Origin of the sequence: Devosia pacifica (genome assembly GCF_014652635.1) — a bacterium.
In the GTDB taxonomy this organism is placed as follows: Bacteria; Pseudomonadota; Alphaproteobacteria; order Rhizobiales; family Devosiaceae; genus Devosia; species Devosia pacifica.
Genome location: NZ_BMZE01000004.1, coordinates 150,339 through 169,861, shown reverse-complemented (window position 1 = coordinate 169,861; position 19,523 = coordinate 150,339). Strand labels below are relative to the sequence as shown.

Annotated in this window: 18 protein-coding genes; 10 read left to right on the top strand and 8 right to left on the bottom strand. The window is 61.2% G+C overall.

The window, feature by feature from the left end; genetic code table 11:
• Positions 1-172: 172 nt before the first annotated feature.
• A complete protein-coding gene (locus IE127_RS17150; RefSeq protein ID WP_189427009.1) occupies positions 173-1,723 on the bottom strand; it encodes an MDR family MFS transporter in 1,551 nt (516 codons plus the stop codon).
• 131 nt (positions 1,724-1,854) lie between these two features.
• Here IE127_RS17150 and IE127_RS17145 point away from each other — a divergent pair, with 131 nt between their 5' ends.
• Positions 1,855-2,439 (top strand): MarR family winged helix-turn-helix transcriptional regulator, encoded by a 585-nt coding sequence (locus IE127_RS17145; RefSeq protein WP_210310540.1) that lies wholly within the window; start codon positions 1,855-1,857, stop codon positions 2,437-2,439.
• 53 nt (positions 2,440-2,492) lie between these two features.
• Here the strand turns inward: IE127_RS17145 and ndk are convergent, their stop codons facing one another.
• Positions 2,493-2,915, bottom strand: a complete 423-nt coding sequence (ndk, locus tag IE127_RS17140) for a nucleoside-diphosphate kinase (protein WP_189427007.1) — start codon at positions 2,913-2,915, stop codon at positions 2,493-2,495.
• Positions 2,916-3,161: 246 nt separating this feature from the next.
• On the opposite strand from ndk, the gene IE127_RS17135 reads away from it, so the two are divergent.
• The 3 genes from IE127_RS17135 (at position 3,162) to IE127_RS17125 (ending at position 6,405) form a co-directional block, all read left to right on the top strand.
• Positions 3,162-5,036, top strand: coding sequence for an ABC-F family ATP-binding cassette domain-containing protein (locus IE127_RS17135; RefSeq protein WP_189427006.1), 1,875 nt, complete (start codon positions 3,162-3,164; stop codon positions 5,034-5,036).
• Positions 5,033-5,464 carry a cupin domain-containing protein gene (locus IE127_RS17130; RefSeq protein ID WP_189427005.1) on the top strand — a complete coding sequence of 144 codons (432 nt, stop codon included), beginning with the start codon at positions 5,033-5,035 and terminating at the stop codon, positions 5,462-5,464. The genes IE127_RS17135 and IE127_RS17130 overlap by 4 nt, the downstream gene beginning before the upstream one ends.
• An 89-nt stretch (positions 5,465-5,553) precedes the next feature.
• The gene (locus IE127_RS17125; protein ID WP_189427004.1) at positions 5,554-6,405 is read left to right on the top strand and encodes a DUF4344 domain-containing metallopeptidase; all 852 of its coding nucleotides are present in this window, start codon (positions 5,554-5,556) and stop codon (positions 6,403-6,405) included.
• Between the two features lie 17 nt (positions 6,406-6,422).
• Here the strand turns inward: IE127_RS17125 and IE127_RS17120 are convergent, their stop codons facing one another.
• Complete coding sequence (locus IE127_RS17120; protein WP_189427003.1) at positions 6,423-6,869, bottom strand: DNA polymerase III subunit chi; 447 nt, start codon at positions 6,867-6,869, stop codon at positions 6,423-6,425.
• A gap of 10 nt (positions 6,870-6,879) precedes the next feature.
• Positions 6,880-8,379, bottom strand: a complete 1,500-nt coding sequence (locus tag IE127_RS17115; RefSeq protein ID WP_189427002.1) for a leucyl aminopeptidase — start codon at positions 8,377-8,379, stop codon at positions 6,880-6,882.
• 186 nt (positions 8,380-8,565) lie between these two features.
• Here IE127_RS17115 and IE127_RS17110 point away from each other — a divergent pair, with 186 nt between their 5' ends.
• The 6 genes from IE127_RS17110 (at position 8,566) to rsmA (ending at position 15,891) form a co-directional block, all read left to right on the top strand.
• On the top strand, positions 8,566-9,654 hold the full coding sequence (locus tag IE127_RS17110) for an LptF/LptG family permease (RefSeq protein ID WP_189427001.1): 1,089 nt from the start codon (positions 8,566-8,568) through the stop codon (positions 9,652-9,654).
• Positions 9,651-10,727 (top strand): LptF/LptG family permease, encoded by a 1,077-nt coding sequence (locus tag IE127_RS17105; protein WP_189427000.1) that lies wholly within the window; start codon positions 9,651-9,653, stop codon positions 10,725-10,727. Before IE127_RS17110 ends, IE127_RS17105 begins: the two co-directional genes overlap by 4 nt.
• Positions 10,727-13,012: an LPS-assembly protein LptD gene (locus IE127_RS17100; RefSeq protein ID WP_244640332.1), complete on the top strand. Its 2,286-nt coding sequence runs from the start codon at positions 10,727-10,729 to the stop codon at positions 13,010-13,012. The genes IE127_RS17105 and IE127_RS17100 overlap by 1 nt, the downstream gene beginning before the upstream one ends.
• A 79-nt stretch (positions 13,013-13,091) precedes the next feature.
• Positions 13,092-14,009 (top strand): peptidylprolyl isomerase, encoded by a 918-nt coding sequence (locus IE127_RS17095; RefSeq protein WP_189426998.1) that lies wholly within the window; start codon positions 13,092-13,094, stop codon positions 14,007-14,009.
• Positions 14,010-14,047: 38 nt separating this feature from the next.
• Positions 14,048-15,040, top strand: a complete 993-nt coding sequence (pdxA, locus tag IE127_RS17090) for a 4-hydroxythreonine-4-phosphate dehydrogenase PdxA (protein WP_244640300.1) — start codon at positions 14,048-14,050, stop codon at positions 15,038-15,040.
• 2 nt (positions 15,041-15,042) lie between these two features.
• Positions 15,043-15,891, top strand: coding sequence for a 16S rRNA (adenine(1518)-N(6)/adenine(1519)-N(6))-dimethyltransferase RsmA (rsmA, locus tag IE127_RS17085; protein WP_189426997.1), 849 nt, complete (start codon positions 15,043-15,045; stop codon positions 15,889-15,891).
• Here rsmA and gmk read toward each other — a convergent pair whose 3' ends face one another.
• The 4 genes from gmk to IE127_RS17065 all read right to left on the bottom strand — a co-directional run bounded on the left by gmk (position 15,892) and on the right by IE127_RS17065 (position 19,398).
• Positions 15,892-16,530: a guanylate kinase gene (gene gmk, locus IE127_RS17080; RefSeq protein ID WP_244640297.1), complete on the bottom strand. Its 639-nt coding sequence runs from the start codon at positions 16,528-16,530 to the stop codon at positions 15,892-15,894.
• A gap of 113 nt (positions 16,531-16,643) precedes the next feature.
• Positions 16,644-17,774 (bottom strand): endolytic transglycosylase MltG, encoded by a 1,131-nt coding sequence (gene mltG, locus IE127_RS17075; RefSeq protein WP_189426996.1) that lies wholly within the window; start codon positions 17,772-17,774, stop codon positions 16,644-16,646.
• A 93-nt stretch (positions 17,775-17,867) separates the two neighbouring features.
• Positions 17,868-19,130 (bottom strand): beta-ketoacyl-ACP synthase II, encoded by a 1,263-nt coding sequence (gene fabF / locus IE127_RS17070; protein WP_189427247.1) that lies wholly within the window; start codon positions 19,128-19,130, stop codon positions 17,868-17,870.
• A gap of 31 nt (positions 19,131-19,161) precedes the next feature.
• Entirely contained in the window at positions 19,162-19,398 is a 237-nt protein-coding gene (locus IE127_RS17065) for an acyl carrier protein (RefSeq protein WP_189426995.1), read from the bottom strand.
• Positions 19,399-19,523: the final 125 nt, after the last annotated feature.

Genomic DNA, 19,523 nt, shown 5'->3' with positions numbered 1-19,523 from the left:
TGGGCTAATCGAGCCGCCATTAACAAAGTCGCGAGTCCGACCCGAAGCTTGCGGGTGGTGTGTTCATGTCACACCGAGGCCGTTGAGGCTGTGAGTCAACGCGCTGAGATCCGGAATCAAGACGCTGCCAGCCTGATTCCGGATCTGGCGATAAGGCATTGACGCGGAATCACTATCCGCCGACGGCTGCTGCGGTTGCGTGCTCTTCCGCCTCGATTTCACTCTCGGGTTCACGGCGCAGCGTATTGGCCAGCGGTACTTCGCGCAGGAACATGGCGATGATGAAGGCGAGCGCGGCGGCAATACCAGCGACGAGAAACACCGGATGCAGCGCGGACACAAATCCTTCGAGAACGAGCGACCGTTCCGCCGGCGGCAGTTGCGCAATAGCGGCAGCCGACATGGCGTGGCCCTCGCTGGCTGACCCGGCGAGGTTGGCCGCGAGACCGGCAGCAAAGATGGCGCCAAAGGCCGATACGCCGACCGAGCCGCCGATCTGTCGAAACAGGGTGGCGCCGGCAGTACCGACGCCGACCATGTTGTAGGGCACAGCGTTTTGGATGGCGGTAACCGATACGCTGTTGACTGGACCAATCCCCATGCCGACCAGCAGCATGTAGACCCCGACCATGACGGGCGAAGTCTCGGTACCGATTGTGGTCAGCAGCATCAGGCCAATGAACAGGCTGGCGCTCGCCACGATGGGGAGCAGCTTATAGCGACCGGTGCGGGTCATTACGACCCCAGCAACCAGCGATGATGCAATCATTCCCATCATCATTGGCAGCACGGCGAACGCCGAGTTCGTCGGAGACACGCCCTGCACTGTCTGCATGTAGAGCGGCAGGAAGGTTACGCATCCGAACATCGCAAGTCCGACGATGAAACCGACTGCGTTGGACACGACAAAGACATTGTTACGGAACAGCGACAACGGCAGAATTGGCTCTTTCGCCCGCGCCTCGACGGCGACAAAGCCGATGAGTGCGGCGATAGCCAGCAGCACGAGGCCGATACTCTGCCACGATGCCCAGGCGATCGTGGTGCCGCCAAGACTGGTGAACAGCACCATGGCGCTCAACGTGGTGGTGAGCAGCACAGCGCCAGCATAGTCGATGCTGTGCCGACGGCGCTCCGGATGGACCTTGAGCGCAGCAGAAATGACACCTAACGCGAGCAGCCCAAGCGGCAGATTGGCTGCGAAAATCCAGTGCCAGGACGTGGTTTCGACGAGGAAGCCGCCAAGCAGAGGACCGACAATGGTCGCGATACCGAAAACAGCACCGAAAATGCCCTGAATACGGCCACGTTGGCGCGGGGGGATCACATCGGCTACCACGGACATGGCGACAACCATTAGTCCGCCACCACCCAATCCCTGGATGGTTCGTCCCACGATCAGCGTGAGCATGTTGCCTGCAAGGCCGCAGATCGCGGAACCTGCGAGGAAGATCAGGATGGCGGCCTGCAGGACTCGCTTACGGCCGAACAGATCACCGAGCTTGCCGTAAATCGGGGCGACGACAGTGGCAGCTAACAAGTAGGCGGTAATGACCCAAGTAAGATGATCAAGCCCGCCCAGTTCGCCGACGATCACCGGCAAGGCGGGGGAAACGATTGTCTGATTCAGCGAAGCCAGCAAAAGAGTGACAGCCACGGCGCCGATAACCCATGGGATGGACTGCTCCGGGGTGACTGGCGCCCCGTCGGAGATATGCGACATAATAAAACTCTCGAAAATTCAGCCGCGCGCATCTGGCGCATCGTTGTTCGTGAGCTATATATCTGCTAGAAGCAAATACATGTCAACAGCATGCATCTGCTGCATACAACTAACGAATGGGAGACCTGTCCTTGGCGCATAAGTCCCAGACTGACAATCCAGCCATGGTGGCGGCACAGCAGATCGATGCCGTGATGCAGAACTGGCGAAGACGCATTGCCAAACGCGAGGTGGGACATGCGGCGCTGCGGGATCTGGGCATTTCTCTCGATCTGCCGCAACTCGACGTGCTAACCGCGATTGCCGGACCGCAACCGGAGTTTTTGACGGTCGAAGGCGAAGAGACGATGGTTTCGACCGTTGCTCAACGGCTGGGCATTGATCCGTCTCGCGCCAGCCGTCTGGTCGCGGAAATGGTTCAATCTGGTTATGCGGAGCGCGCTGTCAGCCAGGCGGATTCGCGCCGCACCATTTTGCGGCTCACGAAGGCGGGACAATCCATTGTCGATGCGGTGCGCGGCTACAAGTTCTTGCTGATGGGCGATTTCCTGTCCGAGTGGTCGGAAGAGGATCGCAAGCAGTTCCTGCCGTTGCTGAAGCGCTTCAGCGAATGGTCAGAGGATATCGACCGGCGGCGAGAAAGTTTTACCGCCGAAATTGAAGATCTGGCCAAGCGGGTCGAGCGGCCAGATGCGGACGGCGCGCGCAGCGCCTAAGAGAAAGGGGCCGCCGAATGGCAGCCCCCGCTTCAATCAGTAGTGCTGATGGATCAGCCGACGAGTTCGTCGTCGTTGAAGAAGAACTTGATTTCTTCTGCTGCAGTCTCGGGAGCATCCGAGCCGTGCACCGAGTTCTCGCCGACGGATAGAGCGAAATCCTTGCGGATGGTGCCTTCGGCAGCGTTTTCCGGGTTGGTCGCGCCCATCACTTCGCGGTTCTTGAGAATGGCGTTCTCGCCTTCAAGGACCTGGACGACGACCGGCGATGCGCTCATCTGCTCGACCAGCTCGCCATAAAACGGGCGATCCTTGTGGACCGCATAGAAGCCTTCGGCCTGCTGGCGGCTCATATGGATCTTCTTCATCGCAATCGGACGCAGTCCGTTCTCTTCGAAGCGGGCGATGATCTTGCCGATCAGATTGCGGCGGACGGCGTCCGGCTTGATGATCGAGAAAGTGCGTTCGATGGCCATGGGTGATGTCCTCTTATATCAGCAGGAATGCTTGAATGGTGCCCTAGGGGGCGATTTCGTGCGCCTTTTAGCTTCACCGCCTTAAGCACACAAGCCGTCCTCGTGTGGTTGCTGCGCTCTGAGGCTGTCGACCGCAGCCGGCGGCATTGGACTTGGATCGCCGGCAGCGATATGGGAGGCGCAAATAATGCCATCCCATGTATTCCGCGTGACGCCGCGTCCGCCCGAGAAGCTGCGAGTGCACCCATGTTGACCATCTCGAACCTGACATACCGGATTGAGGGCCGAGAGCTGTTCTCCGATGCTTCGCTGGTATTGCCGACCGGCAGCAAGGCCGGGTTTGTCGGCAAGAACGGCACAGGCAAGACGACGCTTTTCCACCTGATCCAGGGGCACATCGCCGCGGATGCGGGTACGCTGGAAGTGCACAAGCGCGCCCGGATCGGCGCGGTGGCACAGGAAGCCCCGGCGGGCGACGAAAGCGTTCTCGATGTGGTGCTGTCGGCCGACCGCGAGCGGACGCAACTTCTTGAGGAGGCCGAAACGGCAACCGATCCGCACCGGATCGGCGAAATCCATACCCGCCTTGCCGATATCGATGCGCACACGGCAGAAGCGCGCGCATCATCTATCCTCAAGGGATTGGGGTTTTCGCAAGAGCGCCAGGCCGGGCCAACGCGTGAACTGTCTGGTGGCTGGCGCATGCGCGTGGCGCTCGCCGCGGTGCTGTTCTCGCAGCCCGACCTACTGCTGCTCGACGAGCCAACGAACTATCTCGATCTCGAAGGCACGCTCTGGCTCGAACGCTATCTCGCCACCTACCCTCACACCGTGTTTCTGATCAGCCACGATCGCGATCTGCTCAACAAGGCTGTGGATTCGATTGTTCACCTGCAGCATCAGTCGCTGACCTTCTACAAGGGCGCTTACGACACGTTCGAAGCGACGCGGCGCATGCAGATGGAGCTGCACAACAAGAGCCGCGAAAAGACCCTTGGTCAGATCGCCCATATGCAGAAGTTCGTCGATCGCTTCCGCGCCAAGGCGACGAAAGCCAAGCAGGCGCAGGCTCGCCTCAAGATGATCGAGAAGCTGAAGCCGCCAGAAGCGATGTTTGACGAGTACGCCGCCCCATTCAAGTTCGCTTCCCCGAAGGAAGCGATGCCGATGCCGATGATCAACCTCGAGGGTGTGTCTACGGGCTACGGCGACAGCATAATTCTGCGCAACATCACGCAGCGGATCGATCCGGAAGATCGCATCGCGCTCCTCGGAGTCAACGGCAACGGTAAATCTACATTCGCCAAGCTGCTCGCAGGCGATCTGCCAGTGATGGATGGGGCCCTCAACAAGAGCAACAAGCTCGAGATCGCCCATTTTGCCCAGCACCAGCTCGACAAGCTGGTGCCGGAGCAAACGCCGCTACAACACGTAGCTGCGCTAATGCCCGGCCAGAGCGAGACGCAGCAGCGCTCCCGACTGGCGCAGATGGGGCTGACTCGCTCACGCATGGATACGGTGGCCAAGAATCTTTCCGGCGGCGAGCGGGCCCGGCTGCTCCTGGGCCTCGTAACCTTTCATGGCCCCGGCATGATGATCCTCGACGAGCCTACGAACCACCTGGATATCGACAGCCGCGATGCGCTTGTCGCAGCTCTCAATGAGTATGAGGGCGCCGTCCTGATCATCAGCCACGATCGACACCTTGTGGAGGCGACCTGCGACACGCTTTGGATCGCAGCAGACGGCACGATCAAGGAACTCGACGAGGATCTCGACAGCTATCAGCGCTCAATCGTCGGAAACAAGGACAAGTCGTCCGCTGGCGGCAACAGTCTGTCGAAGCAGGAGCGCAAGGCCGCAAAGCAGGAAGCCGCCGCACGCCGCGCCGAGATCGCCCCACTGCGCAAGGCGATTAAGGATTCGGAAACCAAAATGACCCGTTTACGCGGGGAGATCGAAAAAATTGAGAACCGACTCAACGATCCGGACATCTACAACGAGAGCCCGGAGCGCCTGATCGCCCTGGGCAAGGACAAGGCTCGCTTTGCCGGCGAACTCGAACAGCTCGAGGAGCGTTGGCTGGAAATGAGCGCCGAACTGGAACAGATGGACGCATGACTGCACAGCTGACCGCCCACGACGTTATCTTCACGCTGCAGATGCAGCAGCATCCTGAGGGCGGTTGGTATGTGGAAACATTTGCAGACGAGAAGGCCGAGACCGGCCGTTCTCATTCCACCGCAATCTATTACCTGCTGGAGGCGGGGCAGGTCTCACACTGGCACCGCGTCGATTCTGCCGAAGTCTGGCACTGGTACAAGGGCGCCCCGCTGGAGTTGAAGACATCCGACGGTGTCACAGTCGAGACCCGCGTTCTTGGAGCAACGCTTGAGGTGGACGAGCGTCCGCAGGCCGTTGTGCCGCGGTGGACCTGGCAGTCGGCACGCTCGCTGGGCGAGTGGACGCTTGTGGGATGCACTGTCGCGCCCGGATTCAGGTTTTCCGATTTTGAGCTTGCACCCAAGGATTGGTCCCCAGGGGCCTGAGTGAGCATTTGTGTGAGTTGACAGCCCTGCCTGCCTCCCTTCAACTGAAGATATGCGAGCAATGCCTTTAGTGATCGGTCGAGCGAACAGTGTCTAGAATTCTCGCCGCATTCCTGCTTTCGGTCACACTGCTTCTTGGTGCCGTAACGGCTGCCGATGCGCAGCAGATCGGCAAGAAGAGCCGTGCCGCCGCCAATGCGTTCGCCGCGCATAACAGCCTTTTCGTGCTGTATCACGAAATGGGGCATCTGCTGATCGACCAGTTTTCGTTACCGGTCCTTGGCCGCGAGGAAGACGCGGCCGACAACATGGCCTCCTGGTTTCTACTGAAGCAGACAACGCCTGACTCTCATCAGGTGCTGGCGGATGCCGCCTATGGCTGGCTGCTCTCTGGCATCGCATATGGCACGAGCTTCGCCGACGCCGATTACTATGCAGGCCACAGCCTCGACAGGCAGCGTGCTTACCAGATCGTCTGCCTGATGGTGGGCAGCAATGCCCGCGAATTCAGAAGCATCGCGAACGCTTATTCCATAGATCGCAACCGTCAGCTCACCTGCGAGTGGGACTACGATTTGATCGACCGCAGCCTGACGTCTCTGATCGGCCAGCGGGCTGGCAAGAAAGCAAGCAGCGCCGAGGTTGAGGTGACCTATCAGGAAGCCCCGGGGCGCTTGCAGCCCGCAGCCGAGGCTTTCCGCCAGAGCGGCATTTTCGAGCGGATTGCCACGGAACTGCGGGACGGTTTTCCACTTCCAAGAGGGGTGACGCTGACCGCAAAACGATGCGCAGAGGCCAATGCCTTTTATGACCCCAACACGGTCGAGATCATTTTCTGCTACGAGTTGATGGAAGACTTCTTCAACCTGGCGATTAAGGACATGCGGGCGACTGGCCGGCTCAGCCTTGGCCCGGGGGGCCTCAGCCGCCTCGATCAGTAGAGGCGCGCAACCCCGTCTCAGGCCTTTTTCTGCCAGCGCCCTGAGGCATCCTGCTGCCAATAGGTGACATCGTTATCGGCGCGCAGCGCCACCCAGGCCTTGCGCGCTTGTGCAACAGCCTCGCCATCCTGGCCTGAGAACATGAAGACAATCCGCTGGTAGCCATCGGCGCTCGACGGTACTGCGCCATCGACAAAGAAGCGCACCGCCGCGGCGTTGGGATTTGTGCCAGCGGTTGTGAGGAGGATTGGCTGGTTCGGTTCTTCCCCCTCACCATCGAGGCCGTGGGGCAGAAAACTATCGTCGCGGTAGGTCCACAAATGCCGGTCGAGCGCTTGAGCGCGTTCGCTGCTACCGACTTCGACCACGGCACGCCAACCACGCTCCAGCGTCTTCTCGAGCAGTTGCGGAAGCACCTGCTCGAGTGGGCGCACCTCTAGGTGGTAGAACAGAACTTCGCCCATCAGCTCCGCCTCAGTTCGAGCCAGCCTCGTAATCGTCTCGGAGCAGACGGTCGAGCAACGCGACACCAAAGCCCGGCGCCCAGGAGGTGTTGATCTCGGATGTACGCGGCCCGAAGGCAGTCGATGCGATATCGAGATGCGCCCAGGGGACGGAATTGACGAAACGCTGCAGGAACTGCGCAGCAGTGATCGAGCCGGCAGGGCGACCACCGGTGTTCTTGATATCGGCGAAGCGGGACTCGATGAGCTTGTCATAAGCAGCATCGAGCGGCATCCGCCAGAGCTTCTCGTTGCTTTCGCGCCCTGCCCGCAGCAATTGCGTCGCCAGCGCTTCGTCGTTGGCGTAAAGCCCGCCATGTTCGTGGCCCAAGGCCACGATCACCGCACCGGTCAGCGTTGCCAGGTCGATCATGAATTTCGGCTTGAAACGATCCTGCGTATACCAGAGGGCATCGGCCAGAACGAGCCGACCCTCGGCATCAGTGTTGATGATCTCGATGGTGGTGCCGGACATCGCCTTGACGATATCGCCGGGCCGCATCGCGGTGGAACTCGGCATATTCTCGACGAGCCCGATCACACCGACCGCATTGATCCGCGCCTTTCGCTTGGCGAGGGCATGCATGAGGCCGGTGACAGCGGCAGCGCCACCCATGTCGCCCTTCATGTCCTCCATCGAGCCGGCTGGCTTGATCGAGATACCGCCGGTATCGAACACCACACCCTTGCCGACAAACGCCACGGGCGCCTCATCGTGAGCGCCATTGTTCCAGCGCATGATGACGAGCCGCGGAGGGCGGGCCGACCCCTGAGAGACTGCGAGCATGGAATTCATGCCGAGAGCCTGGAGTTCTTCCAGCCCCAGCACCTCGACTTCGACGCCGAGTTCGGACAGCGCTGAAGCGCGCTCCGCAAATTCGACCGTGCCAAGTGTATTCGCGGGCTCATTGACGAGATCACGGGCGAGGATTGTACCCTCAGCAACGGCCATGCGATCAGCGATGGCGGCCTGTGCAGCGTCGACATCGTCGACAACGATGCGGACGGACATTGCTGGATTCGCAGCGTCCTCTTTCGACGCGCTTTTGTACTTGTCGAACTTGTAGTGACGCAGATGCAGGCCCGCGACGAGTTCCGCGACGGCAGCGGGCGAGGCGTCGTCGAGCTGCACCGCCACATCCGCCGCGCGCATAGTCGTCAGCTTGCCCATCAGCGATCCGCCGCGATCGGTAAACGCTGTAAGCGCTTCAGTGGGCTCGGACGGCTTGCCGGCGCCGAGGACGACAAGGCGCTTACCATCAAGGTTTTGCGCGGCGACCAGATCCAGCATCTGGCCCTGCTTACCCTTGAAGCCTGCGCTTTCGCTGACCGCCTGCCAGTCGAGACCGGTGCGGCTCCAGATTTCACCACCTGCGCCCTGCGGCGCCTCTGCCTCGAACGCATAAATGACGACGACGTCGCTATCGGCGGGAAGCTGAGCGACCGGTTGGACGAAAAGGGGCTGGGACATGCAGGAAAAAGGCTCTCTGTGGGTATCGGGCCGGGTCGGCTCACGTCACAAGAACATTTCCGGGTTGGTGTGCCGCGTCAAGCCATCGAGAGGCTTCCGTCCGGTCGCGCGGGTTGCTTTGCGGTGGCCAATACCGCAACGTGCACACAGTGCCCTTTGCCGGACTTGCCGGCCAGATTGTGATTCATGCGCCGGCTGACCAGCTATCTCGTACGCCTGTTTGCGACCGACACCCTGATTCTGTTCGGTGTCGTCTCATTCCTGCTTTGGCTGGTGCAGTGTCTGCGGATTTTCGACACGGTGTCGCTCAAAGGCCAAGGCCTGCTGACCCTGGCGCAGCAAGGCCTTTTGAGCATGCCGCCGCTGGTCCTCACATTCGCATTCGTCTGCATTGGTATAGGGCTCGCCCGCGCCATCGTCGCGCTGCAGGCGAGCCGCGAGCTTCATATCATCCATACCGCCGACGGGTTCTCGCCGCTGCTGCGCTCGGCGCTGTTTGTCGTCGGCGTCAGCGCTCTCGTGGTGATGCTGATCTCGAACTTCATTGCGCCCCTCGCCCGCCAGCAGCTCGACACGCTAAACGCCTCGATCACGGCGGATCTGGTGAGCTCGACCCTGCGCCCAGGTCAGTTCTCGCAGGTCACGCCGGGCGTTCTGGTGCTGATCGGAGAGCGCAGTGGCAACGGCGTGATCTCGGAGTTCTTTGCCGATGATCGCCGCGACCCGAACGAGCGCCGTACCTATATTGCGGACTCGGCGACGGTCGCGGAAAGCGACGACGGCTATATTCTCGAGTTGCGCGACGGCGCGATCCAGACCCGGACGCCGCGCGGGCAGTTCTCGGAAATCCGGTTTGGACGGTATCGCCTGAATGTCGATCGCTTCAACACCGACCTCGACAATGGCTCGAGCCTGTCGCCTGTCGACACCATCGCGCTGTTGCAGCGCGTTGCCAGTACGGGGATGACGGAGCGCATTGCCGGTGAACTCGTCGAGCGCTTCGGCGAGGGGCTTCGGGTGCTTGGTCTTTGCCTGCTGGTGCTGGCGCTCTGCGCCTTTCCCAGTGGCAGCCGCACGCGCCTTAATGTTCCAATGGAAGTGTTCGTGCTGTTCATCGCGTTCTGCGATCTTGCGATCACTTCATATCGCCCGTTCGGCCCGCTTATTGGTCCGATCCTTGGTGGTGCCGTGATGACGCTCATCGGGTTTGTGGTGCTGGTGTGGAGGACGCGACTGCGGCGCATTCCGCCGGTACGCGGCGAGGTGCCGACATGAGTCGTGTCGACTGGCTGGTGCTCAAACGCATGTCGAGCCGCATCGCCGGAGCGGTGCTGGTATTCTACGGGCTGATCGTTCTCGTCGAGGCGCTCGACACATGGCGATTCAACTATGTGCGGGACACGTTCGGACTGCTCTGGGCGATCGTCATGCTGATGGCCGCCGGTGCGCGGTGGACGATCAAGACGCTTCCGGTCACGGTGCTGCTTGGCGGCATTATCGGCCTCATCGACCTCAAGGCGCGGCACGAGCTGACGGTGATTAAGGCCAGCGGGCTCTCCTTTTGGCGCATCGTGCGAGCACCGGCGCTTGGCGTTCTGGTAGCAGCCCTTGGCGTTTCGATGGTTGTTGAGACTCAATCGACACGCATCCTGCGCGAGCTTGCCCCGACGCCGCCTGGCGAGGCCTCCTTACTGCAACCGCCTGGGGAAATCTGGATCGAGGAACGCGCTATCGATGATAGCGCACGGGACTATATCATCGCGGCCGAAAACATGTCGTTCGGTGGCAGCCGCCTTCAGAACCTGACCGTTTTCATCGCGGATAACCCCACCATGCGCATCGAGGCGGAAGAAGCGGAACTGCGCGATGGCGAGTGGTTCATGCCTTCGGCGGTGCTGCGCCGGCTTGATCAGCCACCGCGGCGCGTCAGCGATTATTTGCTGCCGACGTCTTCAACACCGGCAGCAATCGAGTTGCAGCTGACGTCGGTGCAGGACGTGACGTTCTTCGAACTGGCGCGGCTGTTGCGCAATGGCATCGCAGACGAGACGATCGCCGCTGCCGTCTTGACCCGGTTCCTGAAGCTGCTCAGCATGCCGCTGGTTCTCGTGGGCTCGCTGTTGATTGCCTTTGCGTTTACCGCGGGTTATCGAAGGTCCGATAAATATGGCCCTTCGATCTTGTATGGGGTGGTGCTGGGGTTCGTGGTGTTCGTCGTTACGGAGATGTCCGAAAGGGCCGGCTCCGGTGGCGTGCTTCACCCGGTTCTTGCGGCACTCGGGCCGGCATTCGTGGCAATCGTCATTGGCGTGACGGTGCTGCTTTACAAGGAAGACGGTCGAGCGTGATGCAGCCGTGGGGCTTCAGTACTGCGTCATGGCTGCAACGGCTGGCACTAACGGCTGCGCTGGCGGCCGCAGGTGTCGCGCCGAGTGCAGCACAAGGCCTCGTGCCCGAGCAGTTCTTCAATGCCGCCGTACCATCCGGCTCTCCGACAACGGTCGAAGCCGATACGCTCTCATTCAATCTCGACAGCGGCGTCATTGAAGCGCGCGGCGACGTAGTGCTCTCGGTCGGCGGCTATTCCGCGCAAGGCGCGCAGGTGGTTTATGACCGCCGTAGCGGCGCGGTGCGATTTGCCGGTCCCGTCAGCCTTCGCGACCCCTACGGCAATATCGCGACCGGCAGGGATTTCCGGGTTACTGGAGGCCTGCGTGAGGCATTCGTCGAGTCGCTGACCATCACCACATATGACGGCGCCCGCATCACTGCCGACAGCATCGAGTACGACTCGGCGCTGCGCAGCTATCTCACCAACGCGACCTACGCGCCGTGCGGAGATTGCATTGACGAGAAAGGCCGAAAAATCGGCTGGTCCGTCAGGGCTTCGCGCTTCGTTTACAACGCCGAGGACAACTCGGTGCTGGTCGAACAGCCGACGCTCGAATTGCTCGGTATACCGGTTGCGTACCTGCCCTATGTTTGGCTGCCCCAGGCGACACGCGAAGCGCTGGAGCGGATCAGGGTGCCAAGCCTTGATTACTCCGATGAGACCGGTGTGATCCTGTCCCTGCCCTTTGCCATCGTTGCGAACCGCGATACGGAAGTCATCCTCTCGCCGACCCCTGTGTCCGGGCAGGGCTTTTTGATGGGCGCGGAATGGATCCAGCGGTTCGACAGCGGCTCGTTCGCGATCAAGGCTTCGGGCATCTACCAGTTCGACCCCGAGGCCTTTGCAGGCACGGTCGGCGACCGCGAGTGGCGCGGCGCGTTGCAATCAGCTGGCGCCTTTACGCCGGCAGAAGACTGGACAGCAGGATGGTCCTATACCGCATTCACGGACCCAGCCTATCTCGGCGATTATCGACTCGATGCAGCCGAAGCGAGCATCAATCAGGTCTTTGCCACGCATGTCTCCGAGGGGCTTTATATCGATCTGCGGCTGCAGCAGTTCAATGAACTCGGCGACGTCACCGAGAACGATCAGGACCAGCAGGCTTCAGCTCTACCCAATTTTCGTATCGAACATGTTCAGCCGCTTGGGCGCGATGCCGGCCAGATCGAACTGAGCGGCCGTTTGCTGGGCGTTCAGCGGGACACCGATGACTGGGTGCGCGTCAACGGCGTCGACCATGTTCTCGGCTTTGAGGGCGAAAAATATCACGCAATGCTTGAGGGCGGGTGGCGCCGGCAGTTTGCGACCCCACAGGGCGTTCTAATCACGCCTTATCTTGGAGCGCGGCTCGACGCGACAATCTATGAGCCGGGCAGCGCGCTGGCATCGGCACCGAGCGATGAAGAGCATTTCGGCGCCGCACCAGTGGCGCTGCTGGATATGCGCTGGCCATGGGCTGGGGTGGACCGTTCCGGTGGCACGCATATCGTCGAGCCAATCGTGCAACTTGGCTATCGCGGCGGCGAGAGCATGCCGGGGATTGTTAACGACGATTCGCAAGGCCTGGTGCTCGATGAGACCAATGTGTTCAGCACGAACCGCTTTGCCGGGATCGACCGACAGGAAACCGGGCTGCGTGCGAATATCGGCGGACGCTACCTGGCAGACTTTGCTGATGGTAGCCGGCTCGAGATTACCGGTGGCCAGTCCCTGCAGATCGCCGGTGAAAATGCTTTCGCTGCAGATGACCCTGCCCTGCCCGGCGGCATTCCGGCGCTCGACAGCGACGCGTCTTATGCCGTGCTCGGCGCCAAGGCCTATCTCGGTGGGGGCGTTGATGTTGGCGCGAAGCTGCAGTTCGCCCCCGATGAGATCGACATTGCCCGAGCCGGCCTCGGCGCGCGCCTCGAATACAATCGCTATTCCGCCGACCTCGACTATTTCTATGAAGCTGCGAACCCCGCGGCCGGTGTGCTGGATCCACAGCATGAGATTGGCGCCATTGTTGGCGTACCGATCTCGGATTACTGGACCCTGAGCGCCAACGGATACTGGGACCTTGCCGCGAACAGCTGGTTGCAGGCAGGCGGCGGACTGCAGTATGACGACGGCTATCTCGGGTTTGGTGCTGGCGCCGTGGTGACCGGCCCGACCCATAGAAGCCCGAACGATACACGCTTTACCGCAACGTTCGAGCTTAAGGCGCCTTCCGGTTTCCGGGTGGGCGCAGGCGAATAACGACTCTGTGGCGAGCGGATTTTGGCCATTTTTGGCTGTTCCGTTTGCCGCGTTTCCTCGAACTGGTTGGACGAACACGATGATGAAGCTTGCAATGTCTCGAGGGCTGCACCTCGTTGCTGCTCTGGCCACAATGCTGACGCTGAGCCTTGCCGCTAATCCGGCGAACGCGCAGACTGGCGTCCGCGCAACCGTCAACGGTCAACAGATTACCGATAATCAGGTCACGCAGCGCGCCCGCCTGTTTCAGGTTGAAGGGAACCGAGGCGGGGCAAGCGCGGCGCTCGATCAGTTGATTGAGGAAGCCCTAAAGATGCAGGAAGCAGAGCGGCTGAACATTTCGGTCGCGGAAACCGAAATCGACGCCGCTTATCTTCAGGTTGCGCGTAACGTCCAGATCAGCAAGCAGCGTCTTGACGAGATCCTTCGCGGCGTTGGCGCGACCCCCGAAACCCTGCGTGACCGCCTCGAGGCCGCAATTGCCTGGAACGAGGTGGTTCAGGGCACGATTGCACCGCAGGTTCAGGTCTCTGACCTCGCACTCGACCAGCAGGCAGAAAACCAGCTCAATGCAACGATGAGCTTCGACTATATCCTCAAGGAAGTGATCTTTCTCGCTCCCGGCGGACAGAACGCCTCTGCACGGACCGCGCAGGCCAACCGCTATCGCGGCAGCTTTTCGGGCTGCGATTCCGCAGTAGACCTGACCATGAACTACACCGACGCCGCGGTGATCGATGTCGGGCGGCGTCACGCTACGCAGCTTCCCGAGGCCGTGGCACGCGAACTGGCAGGGCTCAATGTCGGCGGTATCACCAGCCCACGGGTGACCGATCGCGGTGTTTCGATGCTGGCGGTCTGCGAGAAGGCCCAGGCGAACGACACGACCTTCATCAAGGAAGAACTGCGCAGCGAAGCCGGCCAGGATCAGGTCGAGGCCGACGCGGCGGCGTTCCTTGAGGAACTGCGTGAAAAGGCACGCATCGTTCGCAACTGATTGCGCCGGGGTTTCTCCCTGCGAGACGAGGATACGCTGTGCCCCTGGCCATCAGCATGGGCGAGCCAGCCGGGATCGGACCTGACCTGATCCTTCGGCTGGCAGCCGAGGTTACCGGATTGCCTGAGTTCGTGGTCTATGGCGCGGCCTCGTTCATGGCGGCACGATCTGCCCGGCTTGGTATAAATCTACAGATCAGAACGCTTGATTGGCCCGGGGAGCCGGTGCCTGAAGGATGCATCGGTGTCATCGACGTCGCAGATGGCATTGCCGTCGCGGACCGGCCGGGCGAGACCGACACGGCAGCAGCGCCGGTGGTGGTTCGGGCGATCGAGCGGGCAGTGAGCGATGTGCGCGAAGGGCGCTGCAGCGCACTGGTAACTGCGCCGATCCACAAGGGCGCACTCTATTCTGCAGGCTTCACATATCCTGGACATACGGAGTTTCTGGCGGCGCTTTGCGCAGAGAACGGGCGCATTCCGCACCCGGTGATGATGCTGGCACATGAGCGTTTTCGTGCTGTTCCCGCGACCATCCACGTTCCGCTGCACATCGTGTCGAAGCTGATCACCGAAGAGCTGATAACTCAGACGGTGCAGATCGTCGCAAAGGATCTGCGCGACCGCTTCGGGGCCGAGCGGGCACGCATAGCCGTGGCGGGCCTCAATCCGCATGCCGGCGAAGGCGGAACGATTGGAGTTGAAGAACGCGACATTATCGCGCCAGCGCTGGACCGGCTGCGTGGCCAAGGGTTCGATCTGGCGGGACCGCTGCCCGGCGATACGCTGTTTCATCCGCCGCACTGGCAAAGCTACGATGCGGTCATCGCGATGTATCACGATCAGGCGCTGATCCCGATCAAGACGGTGGCGTTTGATAAGGCGGTGAATGTGACGCTTGGCTTGCCGATTGTGCGAACCTCGCCCGATCACGGGACGGCGTTCAACCTCGCTGGCACGGGCCAAGGATCCTATGAGAGCATGAAGGCGGCGATCGAACTTGCGGCCAGCATGAGCGAAAGGCGCAATTAGGCATGGACGAAACCGACCCGCTGCCGCCATTGCGCGAGGTGATCGCGGCGCATTCGTTACGCGCAAAAAAGGAACTGGGGCAGAATTTTCTGCTCGATCTCAACCTCACAAGGCGCATCGCCCGCACGGCTGGGCCGCTTGAAGGGGTACGGGTGATCGAGGTGGGACCAGGCCCGGGTGGCCTTACGCGGTCGCTTTTGATGGAGGGCGCCCGTGAGGTCGTCGCCATCGAGCGCGACCCGCGTGCCCTGCCGGCGCTCGAAGAGATCAGTGACGCCTATCCGGGGCGATTGACGATCATCGAGGCCGACGCGCTCGAGATCGACTACGCGCGCCTTGCGGAAGGGCCGACGCGGATCGTCGCCAACCTGCCCTACAACATCGCAACCCCGCTACTGACGGGCTGGCTGAGCCAGGACCCATGGCCGCCTTTCTTTGAGAGCATGACGCTGATGTTTCAGCGGGAAGTGGCGGAGCGCATCTGTGCAGCGCCCGGCGACAAGGCGTATGGTCGGCTGGGGGTGTTGAGCGGCTGGCGCAGCGATGCGCGCATTGCCTTCAACGTGCCGCCACAAGCGTTCACGCCGCCACCAAAAGTCACCTCTGCGGTGGTGCATCTGAAGCCGAAGCCGGTGGACGGTGCCCTTCCGGTCAAGGCGCTCGAGGCGATCACACGAGCGGCGTTCGGCCAGCGCCGCAAAATGGTGCGGCAGAGCCTTAAGGCAACCGGCTTACCGGTACCGGAACTGCTCGAAGCCGGTGGGCTGAACGGCGACGAGCGTGCGGAAACACTGCCGATTGCAACATTTCTCGAGATGGCGAAGGTACTGGCCGCCAGACGCGGACAGTGATCAGATCGAGCCGATCTGGTTCTGCAAGCCCTTCACGAAGCTATCGAGGTTGGTCTGGCGCTCGCGTTCGAGGCGGGCCGCCGCAAGGATCGAGCGCACGCGCTGCGTCGAGACCTCCAGATCCTCGTTGACGATGACGAAATCATACTCGTTGTAGTGCGCCATCTCCTTGCGGGCATTGGTCAGGCGCTTCTCGATAGTGCCGACGCTGTCCTGCGCGCGCCGTTCGAGGCGGGCACGCAGTTCCTTTATCGAGGGCGGCAGGATGAAAACCGTCACCATGTCGGGGCGCGAGTTCTCATAGAGCTGCAGCGTACCCTGATAATCGATATCGAAAAGGATATCGTTGCCTGAGGCCAGCTGCTCCTCAACGCGGGCGCGGGGCGTGCCGTAGAAATTGCCATGCACCTCGGCCGATTCCAGCAGTTCACCATCGGCGCGCATGCGCTCGAAGGTCGGCACATCGATGAAGAAGTAGTGCTTGCCCTCAACCTCATCGGTGCGGCGAGCGCGCGTGGTCACAGAGACCGAAAGCTTGATGTTGGGGTCCTGGCCGAACAGGGCCCGCGAGATCGAGGATTTGCCGGCGCCCGAGGGCGAGGCGATGACCAGCATCACACCGCGACGTTGAAACTCCATGGGACGCCCCGCCTGTTTATCCGTGATGCAGGCTAGTTGCGTTATGGCCCTGCCGAGGTCAAGAGCGCTGAGCCGCTATCCACCGCCTGCAGTGGTGCGACCGAAAGGGCGCGTTACTCGGTGACGGGGGCAGCCTCTTCGTCCTCTGTTTCCGCCTCTGCCGCCTCTATGGCGTCCTTGGCGGCCTGAGCCTCTTGCTCTGCCTGTGCAGCGGCCTCCTGCTCGATCTCGCGCCAGCGCGCGACATTCTCGCGATGCTCGGCATAAGTCTCCGCGAACACGTGCCCGTCGGACGGCACGGGGCCCGCCGCCACGAAGTAGAGATAAGCGTGTTCGTCCGGATGCGCGACCGCGCGAAGGGACTCGATCCCTGGATTGGCGATCGGCGTCGGCGGTAGTCCATCCACCTGATAGGTGTTGTAGGGCGTTTCCTGTTCGATCTCGGAGCGTCGCAAGCCGCGTCCCAGCGTCGACTGGCCGCGCGTGATGCCATAGATGATCGTCGGGTCTGACTGCAGGCGCATCGGCACCTTGAGGCGATTGACGAAGACGGCGGCGACCTGTGGCCGCTCTTCAGGCACACCCGTTTCCTTTTCGACGATCGAGGCGAGGGTCACGAGTTCTTCTGGCGTTTCGAGCGGAAGGTTGTCTTCTCGCCCGGCCCAGATTTCCTCGACGGCCTCGTCCATCGCCTGCTGCATCCTGTCGAGCACGGACTGGCGCGCGTCTTGAGGCGTATAATCGTAGCTGCCGGGGAGAATCGATCCTTCAGCAGGCAACGCATCGATTTCACCTGTGAGGTTGTCTTCGCGGTTGAGCCGCTGAACGACCTCCCAGGACGTCCAGCCCTCGGGGATGGTGACGGCGTAGCGTATCGGGTCGCCCTGTGTCAGCTCACGCAGGATTTCCGACATGCTGGAGCCGGGAGGAATGCGGAAATCGCCAGCCTTGATGTTGGTCTGGTGATCGAGTGCCCGGCCGCCGAGCTGGAAAATGTACTGATTGGCGATCAGCCCCTGCTCTTCAAGACGCGTCGCGACAGTCGAGAGGTTGTTGCCGGCTTCAACGCGAAACGTTGTTTCCTCGGCTGTCGGGCCTTCGCCGTAGAACTGCCACGCCCCATAAAACAACACGCCGCCGACCAGCAGCATTGCAAAGACAATGAGTGAGAGAACACCATTGACCAGTTCCACAAAACCATTGCGCCGACGCGGACGGGTGCGGCGTGTCTTACGGTTGGCCATCGCGTGTTCTACCCTCCTCTAGACGCGCCATCGGCGCTGCTTGCGGCGTCAGCCTGGTCTATGTGCATGTGCGATGGTGCGGCATTGGGACGGTCAGGCGACCTTGCGCATCACCAGCGTAGCATTGGTTCCGCCAAAGCCGAAGGAGTTGGACAACGCGACGTTGACCTCTTTGTCCTTGGGCGTATTGGGAACCAGATCGATCTCGGTCTCGACGGATGGGTTGTCGAGATTGAGTGTCGCTGGCAGCTTGCTGTCACGCATTGCCAGCGCGCAGAAGATCGCCTCGACTGCACCGGCGGCGCCGAGCAGATGGCCGATTGCCGATTTGGTCGAACTCATCGAGACACTTGAGGCGGCATCGCCGAGGACACGGGTCACCGCGCCCAGCTCGATCTCGTCACCAAGCGGCGTCGAGGTGCCGTGCGCGTTGATGTAATCGATGTCGCCGGGGCTGATACCCGCACGCTTGATCGCGGCGCTCATCGCCCGGTAGCCGCCATCACCGTCCGGAGCTGGTGCCGTGATGTGGTAGGCGTCGCCCGAAAGACCGTAGCCGATGATTTCGCCATAGATCTTGGCGCCACGGGCCTTGGCACGCTCATAATCCTCGAGCACGACAATGCCGGCGCCCTCGCCCATGACAAAGCCGTCGCGATCCTTGTCGTAAGGGCGAGATGCTTTTTCGGGAGCGTCGTTAAAACCTGTGGATAGCGCCCGTGCAGCGGCAAAGCCTGCGAGCGAAAGACGGTTGACGCAGCTTTCGGCGCCACCAGCGACCATGACGTCTGCGTCACCAAGGGCGATAAGACGCGCGGCATCGCCGATGGCATGCGCACCTGTCGAACACGCGGTGACGACGGAATGGTTGGGGCCCTTGAGCCCGAATCGGATGGAAACCTGGCCGGAAGCAAGATTGATCAGGCGTCCGGGGATAAAGAAGGGGCTGATGCGTCGTGGCCCCTTTTCATGCAACGTGACGGACGCATCGTAGATACCGCCCACCCCGCCAATACCCGAGCCGATCAGGACGCCAGTGCGTTCCTTTTCTTCCTCGGTCTTGGGTACGACGCCCGCGTCTTCGATCGCCTGCTGCGAGGCGGCCATGGCATAGACGATGAACGGATCAACCTTACGTTGCTCCTTCACGTCCATCCATTCATCCGGGTTGTACTTGCCATCTGCGTAGTCGCCTAAAGGCAGGCGATGGGCGATCTGGCAGGCAATGTCATCCACCTGGAAATCGTCGATGCGTTTTGCGCCACTCTTTCCGGCCAGAAGGTTCGACCACGTGGCTTCGATACCGCAACCCAGGGGTGAGACAATTCCCATCCCGGTTATGACGACTCGGCGCATTTCCATTTGTACAACCCGGTTGATTGAAAGGTCAGCCGACAGCCTTCTGAAGGAAGGTCACTGCATCGCCGAAGGTCTGGATCTGCTCAGCGGCATCATCTGGAATCTCGACCGAGAATTCCTCTTCAAACGCCATGACCAGTTCGACCTGATCGAGCGAATCCGCGCCGAGGTCATCGATGAAGCTGGCCTTCTCGGTGACCTTCTCCGCATCTACATTGAGGTGTTCCACAACGATTTTGCGGACCCGATCAGCGATATCGCTCATGTGTTGACTTCCTTATTCTGAAATCGAGGTTTTGTACGCTTCTATTGGCGCTCAGTTAAACGTGCAAGCGCACTCATAAGCTTCACAGCCGGAATTTTTCGACTGTAAATGCGCTTCAGGGCGTC

Bases quoted from the DNA above. Each gene is read 5' to 3' on its own strand.
- IE127_RS17150 (WP_189427009.1), bottom strand. From the start codon at position 1,723: ATGTCGCATATCTCCGACGGGGCGCCAGTCACCCCGGAGCAGTCCATC.
- ndk (WP_189427007.1), bottom strand. From the start codon at position 2,915: ATGGCCATCGAACGCACTTTCTCGATCATCAAGCCGGACGCCGTCCGC.
- IE127_RS17135 (WP_189427006.1), top strand. From the start codon at position 3,162: ATGTTGACCATCTCGAACCTGACATACCGGATTGAGGGCCGAGAGCTG.
- IE127_RS17130 (WP_189427005.1), top strand. From the start codon at position 5,033: ATGACTGCACAGCTGACCGCCCACGACGTTATCTTCACGCTGCAGATG.
- IE127_RS17120 (WP_189427003.1), bottom strand. From the start codon at position 6,869: ATGGGCGAAGTTCTGTTCTACCACCTAGAGGTGCGCCCACTCGAGCAG.
- IE127_RS17115 (WP_189427002.1), bottom strand. From the start codon at position 8,379: ATGTCCCAGCCCCTTTTCGTCCAACCGGTCGCTCAGCTTCCCGCCGAT.
- IE127_RS17110 (WP_189427001.1), top strand. From the start codon at position 8,566: ATGCGCCGGCTGACCAGCTATCTCGTACGCCTGTTTGCGACCGACACC.
- IE127_RS17105 (WP_189427000.1), top strand. From the start codon at position 9,651: ATGAGTCGTGTCGACTGGCTGGTGCTCAAACGCATGTCGAGCCGCATC.
- IE127_RS17100 (WP_244640332.1), top strand. From the start codon at position 10,727: ATGCAGCCGTGGGGCTTCAGTACTGCGTCATGGCTGCAACGGCTGGCA.
- IE127_RS17095 (WP_189426998.1), top strand. From the start codon at position 13,092: ATGATGAAGCTTGCAATGTCTCGAGGGCTGCACCTCGTTGCTGCTCTG.
- rsmA (WP_189426997.1), top strand. From the start codon at position 15,043: ATGGACGAAACCGACCCGCTGCCGCCATTGCGCGAGGTGATCGCGGCG.
- gmk (WP_244640297.1), bottom strand. From the start codon at position 16,530: ATGGAGTTTCAACGTCGCGGTGTGATGCTGGTCATCGCCTCGCCCTCG.
- mltG (WP_189426996.1), bottom strand. From the start codon at position 17,774: ATGGCCAACCGTAAGACACGCCGCACCCGTCCGCGTCGGCGCAATGGT.
- fabF (WP_189427247.1), bottom strand. From the start codon at position 19,130: ATGCGCCGAGTCGTCATAACCGGGATGGGAATTGTCTCACCCCTGGGT.
- IE127_RS17065 (WP_189426995.1), bottom strand. From the start codon at position 19,398: ATGAGCGATATCGCTGATCGGGTCCGCAAAATCGTTGTGGAACACCTC.